Annotated in this window: 14 protein-coding genes; 1 reads left to right on the forward strand and 13 read right to left on the reverse strand. The window is 71.2% G+C overall.

Going from position 1 to position 14,990, the window contains the following annotated elements; all coding sequences use genetic code 11:
• Positions 1 to 9 precede the first annotated feature (9 nt).
• Positions 10 to 1,428 (reverse strand): MFS transporter, encoded by a 1,419-nt coding sequence (locus ACIQI8_RS35955; protein ID WP_402360212.1) that lies wholly within the window; start codon positions 1,426 to 1,428, stop codon positions 10 to 12.
• Between the two features lie 191 nt (positions 1,429 to 1,619).
• On the opposite strand from ACIQI8_RS35955, the gene ACIQI8_RS35960 reads away from it, so the two are divergent.
• Positions 1,620 to 1,859 (forward strand): heavy-metal-associated domain-containing protein, encoded by a 240-nt coding sequence (locus ACIQI8_RS35960; RefSeq protein WP_402360215.1) that lies wholly within the window; start codon positions 1,620 to 1,622, stop codon positions 1,857 to 1,859.
• 92 nt (positions 1,860 to 1,951) lie between these two features.
• On the opposite strand, the gene ACIQI8_RS35965 is transcribed toward ACIQI8_RS35960, so the two are convergent.
• The 12 genes from ACIQI8_RS35965 to ACIQI8_RS36020 form a co-directional block, all read right to left on the reverse strand.
• Complete coding sequence (locus ACIQI8_RS35965) at positions 1,952 to 2,761, reverse strand: ABC transporter ATP-binding protein (RefSeq protein ID WP_402360218.1); 810 nt, start codon at positions 2,759 to 2,761, stop codon at positions 1,952 to 1,954.
• Complete coding sequence (locus ACIQI8_RS35970) at positions 2,758 to 3,837, reverse strand: FecCD family ABC transporter permease (RefSeq protein WP_402360221.1); 1,080 nt, start codon at positions 3,835 to 3,837, stop codon at positions 2,758 to 2,760. The genes ACIQI8_RS35965 and ACIQI8_RS35970 overlap by 4 nt, the downstream gene beginning before the upstream one ends.
• Positions 3,838 to 3,839: 2 nt before the next feature.
• Positions 3,840 to 4,907, reverse strand: coding sequence for an ABC transporter substrate-binding protein (locus tag ACIQI8_RS35975; protein ID WP_402360224.1), 1,068 nt, complete (start codon positions 4,905 to 4,907; stop codon positions 3,840 to 3,842).
• Between the two features lie 151 nt (positions 4,908 to 5,058).
• Complete coding sequence (locus ACIQI8_RS35980; RefSeq protein ID WP_402360227.1) at positions 5,059 to 5,676, reverse strand: sigma-70 family RNA polymerase sigma factor; 618 nt, start codon at positions 5,674 to 5,676, stop codon at positions 5,059 to 5,061.
• Positions 5,677 to 5,831: 155 nt separating this feature from the next.
• Positions 5,832 to 6,491: a hypothetical protein gene (locus ACIQI8_RS35985; RefSeq protein WP_402360230.1), complete on the reverse strand. Its 660-nt coding sequence runs from the start codon at positions 6,489 to 6,491 to the stop codon at positions 5,832 to 5,834.
• Positions 6,492 to 6,704: 213 nt separating this feature from the next.
• Entirely contained in the window at positions 6,705 to 7,220 is a 516-nt protein-coding gene (locus tag ACIQI8_RS35990; protein WP_402360232.1) for a copper chaperone PCu(A)C, read from the reverse strand.
• Positions 7,217 to 9,478: a heavy metal translocating P-type ATPase gene (locus tag ACIQI8_RS35995; RefSeq protein WP_402360235.1), complete on the reverse strand. Its 2,262-nt coding sequence runs from the start codon at positions 9,476 to 9,478 to the stop codon at positions 7,217 to 7,219. The genes ACIQI8_RS35990 and ACIQI8_RS35995 overlap by 4 nt, the downstream gene beginning before the upstream one ends.
• Positions 9,478 to 9,741 (reverse strand): hypothetical protein, encoded by a 264-nt coding sequence (locus tag ACIQI8_RS36000; protein WP_402360238.1) that lies wholly within the window; start codon positions 9,739 to 9,741, stop codon positions 9,478 to 9,480. Before ACIQI8_RS36000 ends, ACIQI8_RS35995 begins: the two co-directional genes overlap by 1 nt.
• A 122-nt stretch (positions 9,742 to 9,863) precedes the next feature.
• Positions 9,864 to 10,805: a serine protein kinase RIO gene (locus ACIQI8_RS36005; protein WP_402360241.1), complete on the reverse strand. Its 942-nt coding sequence runs from the start codon at positions 10,803 to 10,805 to the stop codon at positions 9,864 to 9,866.
• 155 nt (positions 10,806 to 10,960) lie between these two features.
• Positions 10,961 to 12,304 (reverse strand): D-arabinono-1,4-lactone oxidase, encoded by a 1,344-nt coding sequence (locus ACIQI8_RS36010; RefSeq protein WP_402360244.1) that lies wholly within the window; start codon positions 12,302 to 12,304, stop codon positions 10,961 to 10,963.
• 77 nt (positions 12,305 to 12,381) lie between these two features.
• A complete protein-coding gene (locus ACIQI8_RS36015; RefSeq protein WP_402360247.1) occupies positions 12,382 to 13,653 on the reverse strand; it encodes an MFS transporter in 1,272 nt (423 codons plus the stop codon).
• Between the two features lie 45 nt (positions 13,654 to 13,698).
• Positions 13,699 to 14,877, reverse strand: coding sequence for an amino acid deaminase/aldolase (locus ACIQI8_RS36020; protein ID WP_402361337.1), 1,179 nt, complete (start codon positions 14,875 to 14,877; stop codon positions 13,699 to 13,701).
• Positions 14,878 to 14,990 lie beyond the last annotated feature (113 nt).

Raw genomic sequence — 14,990 nt, forward strand, 5'->3', positions numbered from 1 at the left:
GCTCCTGAGTCAGTGGTGGGCGGCGGGCGGCGCGTCGGTGGTCGTCTCGGACTGCTCGGGCACGGGCGCGGACCTCGTGCCGGACAGGACGAGCAGGGCTACGGCGAGACAGGCGGCGGTGACGGCCACGGCGAGCCCCGCCCGTGCGCCGCCGGCCAGCGCCCAGGCGGTGGTGGCCAGGGCCGGGCCGAGGGTGAAGCCGAGGCTGCGGGCGAGTTGGACCGCCGAACCGACGGTGGCCGTCCGGTCGGGCGGGGCGGCGCCCATGACCAGGGCCTGGGTCGGACCGCCGTTGAGGCCCATGCCGATGCCGGCCAGCGCCAGCCGCCAGGCGACGTCCCCCGTCGACCAGCGCTCGCCCAGCGGGACGAGGAGGAGCAGTCCGACGGCGGTGAGCGCGGCGCCGGTGACCGCGACCGTCCGGGCACCCCACCGGTCGGCGAGGCGTCCGCCGACCGGGCCCGCGAGGCCCATGCCGAGCGGAAAGGCGAGCACGGTCAGGCCGGTCGTGGTGGCGCTCAGTCCGTCGTCGCGCTGGAGGTGGAGGGCGACGACGTAGTGCATGGCGGCGAATCCGGCCGCGAGGGCCAGCACCGCTCCGTGGGCCGGGAACAGTCCCGTCGTCCGCAGTACGCCGGTCACCGGACGTCCGCCGGGACCGCGCAGCCATCGCCACAGGGGCGGCACGGCGGCCAGGGCGAGGAGCAGCCAGGCCGGGTCGTCCGCCGCGAGCGTCAACGCCAGGAGCAGGGCCGCTGCGCCGGCTGCCACCAGCAGCGCGTCGGCCATGGACCGGCGATCGGGCGCGCGCAGCCTGCCGTCCCTCGGCATCGCCTTCCACGCGACGGCCAGGGCGAGCACGCAGAGCGGGATCTTGACCAGGAAGACGGCACGCCAGCCCAGATGGTCGAGCAGCAGCCCGCCCACCGCCGGTCCGGTCACCGCGCCCAGCGGACCCAGCGTCGCGGGCACACTCATCGCCCGCGCCCTCGACTCCGGCCGCACGGAACGGATCGCGAGCACCGGCATCAGCACGAACAGCACCGCGCCGAACGCGCCCTGCGCGAGGCGAGCCGCGATCAGCCAGGCCGCCCAGGGGGCGATGGCCGCGAGGGCGCTGCACAGGCCGAAACCCGCGGTCGCTGTCAGCACCGCCGCACGCGAGCCCACCCCGTCCAGCCAGCGGCCGACCGGTAACAGCAGCGCCACGACCGGGAGTTGATAGCCCAGGACGGCCCACTGAGCGGTCGCGGCGGAGACGTGCAGTCCGTCGGCGATGTCCGCCAGGGCCACATTGACGATGTTCATGTCGAGCATCGCGATGAACGACAGCACGCCCGCCACGACCACCAGCAGCCAGCGCTCCTCCTGCGCCGGGCCGGCGGATGTGTCGCCGGGCCGTTCCGAACCGGGACCTCGGTGCGTCACCTCTGCGCCCCTCCCCTCACGGGTGGGCTGCCGGACGGCAGCCTCGTCCCACAAGTCGGCGGGAAACAGGGGTGAGTTCCCGGGCCGCGGCCGAGAAAAACAGTGAGCGATGTCCGGCCCGACGAAGGGAACTCCGCGCCTCACCCGGCCGACTACTGAAGGGCAACCACTCAGGACAACAGGAGTTCCCCATGGCTCAGAAGCAGTACGACGTCACCGGCATGACCTGCGAGCACTGCGCGGCGAGCGTCAAGGAAGAGGTGTCCGAGGTGGCGGGCGTGAGCGAGGTCGTGGTCGACCTCGCGGCGAACTCCGTCACCGTGCACGGCACGGACCTCGACGACGCGCGGCTGCGCGCGGCCATCGTCGAGGCCGGGTACGCCGTCGCCGGCTCGGTCTCCGACCCGGTCACCGACTCCGTCGCCGCCTGACCGAACCTGCCGAACCGAGGTACGGGCAGGACGGCACCACCCCCGCCGTCCTGCCCGCCCGGTCGTCCTCCCGTCGCCCTTCCCACCCCGGCTCACACGCCGGTCTCCACCGCCTTGCTCAACTCCGCGTCGTCGAGTGCCTGATGGTCGAAGGCGATCAGCGGGTCCCCCGTGAGCGGATGGTCGATCACCGCCGCCCGCACACCGAACACCTCCGCCATCAGGCCCGGCGTGAGCACCTCGCGCGGCGGTCCGGAGGCAACCACGGCTCCCTGGTGCAGCACGTGCAGCCGGTCGCAGACCGACGCGGCGGCATTGAGGTCGTGCAGCGACACGAGGGTCGTACGGCGCTGGACGCGCAACAGGGCGAGCAGTTCGACCTGGTGGCGGATGTCGAGGTGGTTGGTCGGCTCGTCCAGGACGAGGACGTCCGGGCGCTGTGCGAACGCCCTTGCCAGCAGCACGCGTTGACGTTCACCGCCGGACAGGGCCGTGAAGCGACGACCGGCGTGGCCGCCCATGCCGACGTCGGCGAGCGCGCGGGCGACGATGTCCCGGTCGGTGGCATCCTCTCCGGCGAAGGCCCGCTTGTACGGCGTACGCCCCATGGCGACGACCTCGTGCACGGTCAACTCGAAGTCGCTCCCCCGCTCCTGCGGCAGAGCGGCCACATGCCGTGCCGACTGCGCCGGTGTCATCTCGCGCAGATCGGTGCCGGCCAGCAACACCCGCCCCGCCGTGGGGCGTAGATGCCGGTAGACGGTGCGCAGGAGCGTGGACTTGCCGCTGCCGTTCGGGCCGACCAGGCCGGTGATCTCGCCCTCGGCCGCCATCAGGTGGGCGCCCGCCACGACCGTACACCCGGCGTACGCGACGTGCAGGTCCTCGATGTCGATCCTCAACTGTCGCTCCCCAGACGCCGATCGAGCAGATACAGCAGGGCCGGAGCCCCGAGCAGCGAGGTCACCACGCCGACCGGCAGCTCCTGTGTGTCCATCGCCGTACGGCAGACGATGTCGACCACGACCAGCAGGACGGCACCGAACAGCGCGGAGAGGGGCAGCAGGCGGCGATGGTCACCGCCGACGACCAGGCGGCAGACGTGCGGCACCATCAGCGCGACGAACGCGATCGCGCCGGAGACCGCCACCAGGACGCCGGTCAACACGCTGGTGACGGTGAACAGTTCGCGCCGCAGCCGGGTGACGTCGACGCCGAGTCCGGCCGCGGTCTCATCGCCCATGAGCAGGGCGTTCAGCGCGCGGGCGCGCGCCTGCAGACACAGCCAGGCGACCGGTACGGCGACGGCGGGCACGGTGAGCAGGGGCCAACTCGCTCCGCTCAGGCTGCCCATGAGCCAGAACAGCACGCTGTGGGTCTGCTGTTCGTCCCCCGCCTGGAGGACGAGATAGCTGGTGAAGCCGGAGAGGAACTGGCCGATCGCGACCCCTGCCAACACCAGCCTCAGCGGGGCGAATCCGCCTCCTCGACGGGCGATCGCCCATACCAGTGCGAAGGTGGCCAAGGCTCCGACGAACGCCGCGCCGGACAGGCCGAGTCCGAGCGCGCCGCCTGCCCCGAGGCCCAGGACGATCGCCGCGACCGCGCCCAGCGAGGCGCCGTTGGAGATGCCCAGGAGGTAAGGGTCGGCGAGCGGGTTGCGTACCAGCGCCTGCACCGCCGTACCGACGAGACCGAGCCCGGCCCCGACCAGGGCGGCCAACAGAGCACGCGGGAGCCGGAGTTGCCACACGATCAGGTCGTTCGTGCCCGGGCGGGGCGCCTCGCCGGAGAGGCGCCGCCACACCACGCTCCACACCTCGGCGGGCGGGATGGACGTCGAGCCCCAGGCGACCGCGGCCGTCAGTGCCGCGACGAGTGCCACGGCGAGGGCGAGGGCCAGTGGTCCGGCGCGCAGGGTGCGCGCCTCCGTGGAGGCTCGCCCGGCACTCTCGCGCCGTACCAGCGACGAGGCCACGGTCAGCCGACCTTGCCCGGGTAGAGGGTCTTGGCGATCTCCTCGACCGTGTCGGCGTTCTCGACCCCGGCGATGGTGGTCTCCTCGGAGCCGATGCGCAGGAAGCGGCCTTCCTTGACGGCCGTCAGGCCCTTGGTCGCCGAGTTGGACCTCAGCCACTTCTCCGCTTCGGTGAACGCCTTCTCGTTCGCCGCGTCGCTCCCCCGGTTGCGGACCGCGAGCTGGATCCAGTCCGGGTTCTTGGCGATCACGTCCTCCCAGCCGACCTGCTTGTAGTCGGCGTCGCAGTCGGCGAAGACATTGCGGGCGCCGGCAAGGGTGATGACCGCGTTGGCGACCTGGCGGTTGCAGACGGCGGTGGGCTGCTTGGTGCCGGCGTCGTAGTCGAAGAAGAAGTAGGTCGGGCGGTCGCTCTCCGCCGTGCCCCCGACCGCCTGTCGGACCGCGGCCACCTTCGTCCTCATCCCTGCGACGATTTCCCTGGCCTTGGTGCTCGTGCCGGTGACCGCGCCGAGGGAGGTGATGTCGGCCTCGACCGCGGACAGGTCGGTCACGGCGCTCTTGCTCTGCGCCGCGCAGGCCGTCGACTTGAGGTAGATGTGGCTGATCCCGGCCGCCTTGAACTCCTCGGCGGTCGGCGCGTCTCCCATGCCGTTGCCCATGCCGCCCATCGACGCGAAGGTGTCGATGTACAGGTCGGCGCCGGAGCCGAGCAGCTTCTCCTTCGGGATCACGCTCTGGTTGAGCACCTTCACCTGCTGCGCCTGCGCGTCGAGCGTGCCGGTCAACGTGCCTTTGCCGGGCGGGAATCCGGTGCCGATCACCTTGTCGCCGGCGCCGAGGCGGAGCAGCAGCTCCAGGCTGGAGGCGTTGCTGGTGACGATCTTCTCGGGGGCGGCGGAGAAGGTGGTCCTGGCGCCCGCGCAGTCGGTGACGGACACCGGGTAGCCGTCCGAGACGGCCTTCCCGGCGCTCACGTCGGCCGTCTCCTTGTCTCCGTCGCCGCAGCCCGCCGCCAGCAGCCCGCCGAGCACGACGGCCGCCGTTCCGCCCCACACACGAGAACGCATCGAAAGTCTCCAGGTTCCACTCGGTACGCGGGCGACCTTCCGTCACCCGGTCAGGTAGTCGGGCCGAACACGCCGCGAGTTCCCGCCCGCTGGGCGACGCGGGGTGCCGGTGCCGAGTTCGAGCCGTCGGCACCGGCACCCCCTGACGCCCTCAGACCGCCACTACGGCGGGCTCGTCCGCTTCCGCGAGCAGATCCGTCAGAGTCGCCCGGGCCCGTGCCACGCGGGAACGGACCGTGCCGATCGGGCAGTCGCTCGCCTCGGCCGCCTCCGCGTACGGGAGACCCAGCATCTGGGTGAGGACGAAGGCCTCGCGGCGCTCGTCCGGCAGCGCGGCCAGCAGGTCGAGGAGCGCGACGCCGTCGTCGAAACCGGGCAGGTCCAGTGGCTGGGCCAGCTCGATCGCCAACTGCCAGTCCGGTACGTCGGACAGGCGGGGTCTGGCGGCGGCGTAGCGGTAGCTGTCGATGACGGCCCGGCGGGCGATCGACAGCAGCCAGGAGCGCGCCGACGAGCGGCCCTCGAAGCGGTGGAGGCTGCCGAGCGCGCGCAGGAACGTGTCCTGTGCGAGGTCGTCGACGGCCTGCGGATCGCCGCAGAGGTGCGCCACGTACCGCTGGACGTCGCGTTGCAGAGCCCTGACGAAGTGCTCGACCGCGTCCGCGTCACCGTGTCGGGCGGCGAGCGCCCACGCGGTTATCGACTCGTCGAGAGTTGCCGATTTCTTCTCGCCTTTGCCGCGCGAAGCAGGCAGGGCAGGAGTGATCACCTGGAGTCCTTCTCAGTCATCCGTGATCCGGGCCGAGGCGCGCGGGAACGCGCCCGGTCCGGTGAGTGGGAAAGGACGGTCCTACGACGCCTGCGCGGACGTACGACCGTGGCCCGGGGCACGCCTCACGGGCGGCCTCGGCATACCGGCTGTCTTCAGACGACAGCGGTCCGAGCGGGCGGCCCCCGAGAGGTGATCGCGTGGACCAGAAGGAGAAGCCGTGGCGCCCGGTCCGAGAGGAACCGGCGGCCACGGATGCGCGGGCGGTCCGTGGGCGTGGGCAGGGCGAGCAACAGGCGCAGCGGAGCCGCCAGTCGGCCGGCGACGGCGCGCAGGATGCGGAACGCGGCCTTCTCGCCGTAGGCCAGCCAGAGCCCGCACAGCAGCGCGGCGAGCAGGTGGGCGACGAGCATGCCCTGCGACGACATGCCGCCGACCGCCGAGTCCCCCATGTGCATGGCGTCCATGTGCGCGGAGTCCATGTGGCTCGTGCCCATGTGACCCATGTCCATGGAGTCCATCGAGCCCATGTCCATGGTCGCGGCCGTCGATCCACCGGATGCCGACTGGGCGAGCGAGAACGCCGAGTGCAGCACTGTCTGGGCGGCGACCACGACCGTCACGATCAGCGGGAGCCCGCGCTCACGGCCCGCCAGGCACCAGCCCGCGGTACCGGTCGCGACGAACCCGGCGACCAGCGCCCACGCGGGCACAGAGCTCCCGGACATCATCACGTGGCCCAGGGAGGCGAGCACCACACAGACGGCCGCGAACACCGCGGCCCGTATCGCGCGAGAACTCCACCCTGGCCTCATGGCGCCTCATCCTTGCATCAGGGCGTCGACCGTCATGTGTGGGTACGCAAAGCCACAGCCCACCACACTCAATCCACAGCGTGTGACTCAGACCACAACAACCGGCGGGAACTCAACGCGAATCCTGTCCGACTCCTAGGAGAGGGATCTCATCTCCTCGGCGGCACAGCCCCCATCCATCCACAGAGATGGTTCGCGATTGCCAAGTAGCTGTCACTGCGCGGACGGCCGGACCACCACCGCGATCGTCCTGACCGCTCCGCTGCGCTCGAAGTGGAGCGTGAACGGTACGAGGTCGCCCGCCCGCCAACCCGCCCCGGCTCGCAGCGTCACGTCCACGTCCTGCGGAGACATGGCGAGTTCGCGGCCCGCCCGGACGACCACCGAGTCCACGTCGGCCCGGTAGGCGGTCGCGCCGTCGGCCATGCGATGGCGGCTGAGAGCGATCTCCCCGCCCGTCGCTGGGGACGTCACGCCGACGAGGCGGTCGTCCGCGCCACCGAGGTTGGAGAGGTCGAAGAACGCGGCGGTGTCCGTGTTGGCGCCGTAGGGCAGGTAGACCCGGCCGTTGGAGACGGCGATCCGGGCCGGGCTGCCCGCCTTCCCGGTACCGACCCAGGCCGTCAGCCCGGCCAGGGCGACGCCGCACACGGCGACGGGCGCCACCGCGGCGAGCAGGGTGTCGGTGAGCCGGCGGCGGGTCGGCCGCCAGGGGTGTGGTCCGTTCATCGGGTACGCCTCGCGGCGGCCGGCGTCGGCTGCCAACCGCGCAGCCGCAGGCTGTTGGCCACGACCAGCACCGAACTGACCGACATGGCCGCGGCGGCGAGCATGGGGTTGAGCAGGCCGACCATGGCGAGCGGCACGGTCACGACGTTGTAGCCGAAGGCCCACACGAGATTGGCGCGGATGGTGCCCAGGGTGCGTCGGGCCAGTCGTACGGCGTCCGCGAGTGCTTCGATGTCGCCGCGTACGAGGGTCACGTCGGCGGCGCCGATGGCCACGTCGGTGCCGGTGCCCATGGCGATGCCGAGGTCGGCGAGGGCGAGTGCCGCGGCGTCGTTCACGCCGTCGCCGATGACGGCGACCTGGCAGCCCTGCTCCCGCAACTCCCGTACGAGGTCGGCCTTGTCCTCGGGTGAGCAGCGAGCGAGCGCCTCGTCGATGCCCAGCGCCGCCGCGACGGCCCGGGCGGGCGCCTCCCGGTCGCCGGTGGCCAGCACGGGCCGGACTCCGAGGCGCCGCAACCGGTCCACGGCGCGGTAGCTTCCGGGACGTACGACATCGCCGATCTCGATCAGCGCCTCGGTCACACCGTCCACGAGCACCAGGACCGGGGTGTGCGCGGCGGCCTCCGCCGCGGTCAGGGCGGCCACGAGGGTGTCGGGCAACTCGCCGTCCGGGGCGAGGACTTCGACCACCCGCCCTTCGACGCGCCCTCGCACGCCCTTGCCCGGCAGCGCGGCGAATTCCCGCACATCCGGCAACGCCCTTTCGGGCAGGGCGCGTTGGGCGTACGCGGTGATCGCCCGGCCCAGCGGGTGTTCCGAGCCCCGTTCGACCGCGCCGGCCAGCCTCAGCGCCGCGTCCTTTCCCAGCCCGTCCGGTACGGCCGTGACGCGGGCGACGGTCATGTGCCCGGAGGTGAGGGTGCCGGTCTTGTCGAGGACGACGGTGTCGAGATGCCGGAGCCCCTCCAGTGCCTGCGGACCGCTGACGAGAACGCCCAGCTGGGCACCGCGGCCGGTCGCGGCCATCAACGCGGTCGGGGTCGCCAGACCCAGCGCACACGGACAGGCCACGACGAGCACGGCCACGCACGCGGTGAGGGCGGCCTGCGGATCGGCCCCGGCGCCCAGCCAGAAGCCGAGCGTCGTGACGGCCAGCGCCAGCACGACGGGGACGAAGACTCCGGCGACCGAGTCGGCAAGTCGCTGCGCCTTCGCCTTCCCGGCCTGGGCCTCGGTCACCAGCCGGGTGATCCGGGCGAGTTGAGTGTCCGCACCGACGGCGGTGGCCCGTACGAGAAGCAGCCCACCGGCGTTGACGGCCCCGCCGACGACGACCGAGCCAGGACCGACCTCGACCGGCTCGCTCTCGCCAGTGACCAGGGACAGGTCCACGGCGGAACTGCCCTCCGCCACCTGCCCGTCGGTGGCGACGCGCTCACCGGGCCGCACGACGAAGACCTGCCCGACCCCCAACTCCTCGATGGGGACGAGTCGTTCGACACCGCCTTCGTGCACCGAGACGTCCTTGGCGGCGAGTTGTGCGAGTGATCGCAACGCCGCCCCGGTACCGTGCCGGGCGCGTGCCTCCAGGAAGCGGCCGGCGAGCACGAACAGCGGTACGCCGACGGCCGCTTCGAGATAGATGTGGGCGACGCCGTCCGAGGCGGCGGGCAGCAGCGTGAACGGCATCCGCATCCCGGGGTCGCCCGCACCCCCGAGGAAGAGGGCGTACGCGGACCAGCAGAAGGACGCCACGACCCCGAGGGACACCAGCGTGTCCATGGTCGCCGCCGCGTGCCGCAGCCCGCGCACAGCACGCGCGTGGAAGGGCCACGCACCCCACACGGCGACCGGTGCGGCCAGCGCGAAGCACAGCCACTGCCAGTTGCGGAACTGGACGTCGGGCACCATCGACAGGACCAGGACGGGCACCGAGAGCAGCGCCGTCACGAGGAGTCGGTCACGCTCCTGCCGCGCGAGCTCGAACTCATCGTCCGGTGCGGCGCGTTGCTCCTTCCTCGGCGGCGCGGGAAGGGCCGCCGTATAGCCGGCCTTCTCGATCGCCTCGACGAGTTCCGCGGGGCTGATCTGCGACGGATGGCTCACCCGGGCCCGTCCGGTGGCCAGATTGACGGTCGCCGTGACCCCGTCCAGCTTGCCGAGCTTCTTCTCGACGCGTTTCACGCAGGCGGCACAGGTCATGCCGCCGACGGTGAGATCGGTCGTCACGAGGACCGCCATCGGTTCGGCGCCCATCAGTTGCCTCCCCCGTGCGTGTCCATGTCCCCCATGCCTCCCGTGCCGCTGCTCCCGCCACCTGTCTCGTCGGTGTCACCGGTACCGCCCGTATCGCTGGTGCCGTGCATGCCGGGGGCGACGGGTCCGACGCCGGACCCGACGGCGTACGAAGTGGCGAAAATCAGCGTCAGCAGCAGAAGGAAGCCACAGAGCGCGGGAGGGGGCGCCGCCTTCCGCAGCAACGCACCCGCGCGGGAGGGGGATTGTCGGGGCTCGTCCATCACCGGTCTCCAGTTCACGTCGTACGGCAGAGGTCGGTATTCGTGGATCGAGCCGCACTCTTCAGGAGTCGGACGGGAGGGGCCCCGAGTTCCCGAACACGGGAGTCTCCGGCATGAACGGTTCAGAAGGCGTGCGCCATCAGCTCCGCGAACAGCTCGTGTTCGTCGACGTCGAGGCCCCGCGAGCGGAACCAGCCGCAGATGTTGGCGCAGTCGCGCTGGAGGAAGTCCATCCCGTTGAGGTTGCCGACCAGGTCGACGATCTGTGGCAGGTCGATGACCACCAGCCGCTCGCCCGCCGCCAGGATGTTGTACGCGGAGAGGTCGCCGTGCACGAAGCCGTTCTGCACCATCGTCGCGAGCGCGTCGGTGAGTTGCTCGAAGTACGCCGCCAGCAGCTCGGGTGCGGGTCGGGTCTGGGCGAGGCGCGGCGCGGTCCGGACGGTGCCGTCCTCGTCGACGACGGTGATCCATTCCATCAGGATCTCGGTGCCGTCGATCTGGACCGGGTAGGGAACCGGCAGCCCGAGGTTCCAGAACCGCACCAGGGCTGCCCACTCGGACACCGCCCACTCGCCGGCCGCGACCTGCCTGCCGAAGGTGCTCTTCCGTTTGACGGCCCGCTCGTCACGGGTGCGCTTCATCGAGCGGCCCTCGGTGTAGGACGCGGCGCGATGGAAGGACCGGTGTTCGGGAGAGCGGTATCTCTTGGCCGCCATGACCACGCCGGCGTCGGGGTCGAGCGGGTCGGCGCGCTCCACGAGGTGGACGTCGGCTTCCTTGCCGGTCTTGAGGACGCCGAGCTCGGTGTCGATCGCGCCCTGCGAGGTCACCACCCAGTCCGGGAGCGGCTCGGGGCCGCGGGACAGGGGTTCGACGCTGAGCCAGGTCGACCAGCGCTGGCCGTCGGCGAGGTCGTCGTCGTAGGGACGGAAGTCGAAGACGAACCGGTCGTCGACGTCACCGAGGTCGTCCGACGGCGGGACGTGACGGTGGGGGTCGGTGATGAACTCGTCAGGAAACGCCGGGTGTTGAGGGTGCTGCGAGAGATCGTCGTGAGACATCGCTGGGGGTGCTCCATGAAGTGAGTGAGAGGTGGTCTGCGGGCAGGCCGAAAACAGTCGTGGTCACGGTCGTGCCTCCTCTCGTGGAGCACCGGGCAGCTCCCGATGGCTCGCCCATGGTGCGGGGCGGCCATGGGGAGCCGCAACCGAATAAATCAGTCGCCCAACACCCTGCGCAGATACGCGTTGGTGAAGCGTCGGTCGGGGTCGAGCCGGTCGCGCAGCGCCGTGAACTCGTCGAAGCGGGGGTAGGCGTTCGCGACGTAGGCGGCGTCCCGGGTGTGGAGCTTGCCCCAGTGCGGGCGCCCCTCGTGGGCGACGAAGATGCGCTCCGCTTCCGCGAAGTACCGGTGATGGGGCATGCCCCGGTAGACGTGGACGGCGATGTAGGCGGTGTCCCGTCCGGACGCCGTCGAGAGGGCGATGTCGTCGGCGGGGGTGGTACGGACCTCGACCGGGAAACTGATGCGCAGGTCGGATCGCTCGATCATGGCCTTGAGTTCGCGGAGGGTGTCGAGGACGGCCGCGCGCGGGACGGCGTACTCCATCTCGATCATCCGGACGCGGCGCGGGCTGGTGAAGACCTTGTACGGGATGTCCGTGTAGGTCCTGGCGGAGAGACCCTGGCTGGCGATCCGCGCGATCGCCGGGACGGCGGCGGGCACGGTCCGGCCCACGGAATTGAGTGCCTGGAAGACGGTGTTGGCGAGGAACTCGTCCTCGAACCAGGCTTTGAGGCGGCCCAGCGGGGCGTGCGGGCCTACGGTCCGGTTGTTGCGCAGGGCGATGCAGTTGTCCGTGTGCGGGAACCAGTAGAACTCGAAGTGGTCGTTGTGCGCGTGGAGTTCGTCGAAGGACGCGGTGACCATGTCGAACGTCATCGGTTCCTCGTGCGCGGCGAGGAGGAAGAGCGGCTCCACGGCGAACGTGAGAGCGCTGACGATGCCCAGGGCGCCGAGGCCGACGCGCGCCGCGGCGAACACCTCCGGGTTAAGGGACGCGGAGCACCTCAGCAGCGAACCGTCCGCCGTCACCAGTTCCAGGCCACGGATCTGCGCCGCGATCGCACCCGACGCGCGTCCTGTGCCGTGGGTACCGGTGCTGGTGGCGCCGGCCACGGTCTGTTCCATGATGTCGCCCATGTTCGTGAGCGACAGGCCCTGCCGGGCCAGAGCCATGTTCATCGTCTTGAGCCGGGTACCCGCCTCGACGGTGACGGTGCCGGCCTCGGGGTCGATCGCACGGATGCCGCTGAGCCGGTCGGGGCGGACCAGTACGCCGTCGGTCGCGGCGGCGGTGGAGAAGGAGTGGCCGGTGCCCACCGCTTTCACGGGCAGACCGTCCTCGGCCGCCCGGCGGACGACGGCGCGCAGTTCCTCCACCGAGGAGGGCGAGACGACTCGGGTCGGGCGGGCGGTGACGTTCCCCGCCCAGTTCCGCCAGGTGTCCGGCTTCGGGTTCGTTCTGGGCCGAGGATCATGGGAGCGGAGCGTGTCCACGGCTTTCCTTCCTTTTCGAAGTGCGGGTTTATCGAAGTGCGGGTCTATCGGGGTGCGGATCTTTCGGGGCGCCGGAGCTATCTGACGGACCGGACGCGGTACACGAGCACGACCCCCACGGTCGCGGCGACGCCGACGCAGGAGAACAGGAGGGGATAGCCGCGGTCGGAGGTGATGATGAAGCTGGCGATCAGTGGGGCCAGCGCGGGCGGGACCACCGTCCCGATGTTCATGATTCCGAGGTCCTGGGCCCGGCTCTCGGCGTCGGGCAGGACCTGGGTGATCAGCGCCTGGTCGACGGCCATGTACGCACCGAAACCCGCGCCCATGACGGCCGACGCCACCAGCGTGACGCCTAGGTCGGGAAAGCTCGCCAGCAGGAAACCCGACACCGCCTGGAGCAGGGCTGCCAGCGCGACGAAGATCCGCCGTCTGCCGAGGCGGTCGGACAGCAAACCGGCGACCGCGCTGGCCAGGACACCGGCCACGAGGTAGAGGGCCGTACAGGCGAGCAGACTGCCGGCCGGATCGGAGACCTTCAGGTCGTCGGTCAGGAAGTAGAGGGTGTAACAGACGCCCAGGGAGTTCGCCAGGTTGACCAGGAGCCGCCCGCCGAACGCCCAGGCGAAGTCACGGTTCCTGAGCGAACGGCCCATGGAGGTGAGCAGGGCGCGCAGCCGCAGCACGGGCTCGGAGTCGTACGACGTGTCACGGAAGCGGGCGACGAACGGCACGGTGGAAGCGATCAGCAGGGCCGCGACGACGAGGTAGCCGTTGGCGGGAGACAAGGCGAACGCGGAGACGAGGGCGATGCCGACCACCACGCCGAGGGCCTGGGGACCGTAGATCGCGCTGGACACCACACCGCGCTGATCGACGGGGACGCGGTCGGCGATCATCGCGGTGAGCCCGGCGGTGGCCGCACTGAGACCGAGCATGCTCGCCGACCACGCGAGGGTCACGCCCGTCACCGTCGTCTGTTCGCCGGTGATCGCCAGGCCGGCCGCGAAGAACAGGGCGCCGCCCGCGACCCAGAGTCTTCTGCGTCCGAAACGGCTCCGGGAACGGTCGCACAGCGCCCCGCACACCGGGAGGGCGACCAGGGAGACCACTCCCGCGAGGGCGTTGACGACGGCGAAACCGTGGACCTTGGACGCCGGATCGATGGCCTCCAACTGCTGGGGCAGCAATAGTTGGAGGGGGACCAGACTCGCCATCCAGTATCCGAACCAGACCAGGCCGAACAAGGTGATCCAGCCGCGGGTGACGGGGTCGGTCGGCGCATGGCCCGCGGGTTTCGCGACGGCGGCCGCCGGCACCGGGGCCGGCGGGTGGAACTCGGTGGACACAAGGCCTCCCGGGAGCGGAAACGGGCCTGTTCAGGGAGGGCACAGTCACAGGAAGGCGTGTCCCTCGCCGCGGTAGGTCGCGACCTCGTCGACGATCTCCGCGCCGGACACCAGATGGAGGGTGTTGACGCGTTCGCACAGTTCGCCGGCCTTGGCATGCCGGAACCACACGTGGTCACCGAGCCGCAGTCCGTGCGCGGCGGCGCCCAGAACCGGTGTCTGGACCTCGCCGGCCCTTTCCCTGGGGCTGGTCCGCAGGCCGTGCGGCCAGGTCGGAACGGGCTGGCGGTCCAGGCCTGGTGGGCCGGAGGCGATCCAGCCGCCGCCGAGCACGGTGGCGATCGCGGGACTCGGACGCCGTACCACCGACATGACGAAGAAGGCGGCGGGCCGGGGACGGAAGCGCCGGTAGAAGTCGAAGAGTCCGGGACCGTAGAGCCCCGATCCGGCACCGATCTCGGTGATGACGGGTTCGGCGGCGGTCTGTTCGATGGAGCCCGTGCCGCCGCCGTTGACGAACTCCAGTGGTGCCACGGCTTCGACGGCGGCGACGACCGCCGCCCGCCGGTCGGCCAGTTCACCGGCGGAGACGCGCTGCATGGCGCGGATCGCGGCCCGCCTGAGCAGGGACCCGGGCTGGTTGTCCGCCAACCCGGCGATCTGGCCTTCGTAGGACATGAGCCCGGCGAGACGGAACCCGGGCCGTTCCTGGATGGCGCGGGCGAGTGCGGCGGCCTGCCGGGGTGAGTGCACGGGCGAGCGGTACGGGCCCAAGTGGATGCGCCCACCGGCCAGTTCGAGCGAGGCGTCCAGATCGATGCAGACGCGGATGTCGGGGCGTGAGAGGCCCACCACCTCGTCCACGAAGTCCAGTTGGCCGATCGAGTCGACCATGAGGGTGATGCGCGCTGCCGCGCGTTCGTCCGAGGCGAGGCGTTTCAGCGCGGTGCGGTCCGTCGTCGGATAGCCGATCACCACGTCCTGGTGGTCCTCGGCCAGCCATAGGGCTTCAGGCAGGGTGAAGGCGAGGATGCCCCGATACCCGTCGTGCCGGACGGCCCGCCCGATCAGCTCGCGGCTGCGGACCGACTTGCTCGCCAGGCGGACGGTGGCCTGCCCTGCCGCCCGGTGTGCCAGTTCCACGGCGTTGGCGTCGAAGGCGTCCAGGTCCACCACGGCGAACGGCGGATCCAGGTGCTCGGTCGCCTTGTTCAGCTGGATCATCCGGGCCGCGTTCGTCCCGGTGGCAGGGAACGCGGCCCTTCTCACGTCCGGCCGCTTCACGTCCGGCTCATTCCTGTCCGGCTCATTCGTGTCCGGCTTCTTCGCGTCCGGCT

This window comes from Streptomyces sp. NPDC092369 (genome assembly GCF_044755245.1).
Lineage (GTDB): Bacteria > Actinomycetota > Actinomycetes > Streptomycetales > Streptomycetaceae > Streptomyces.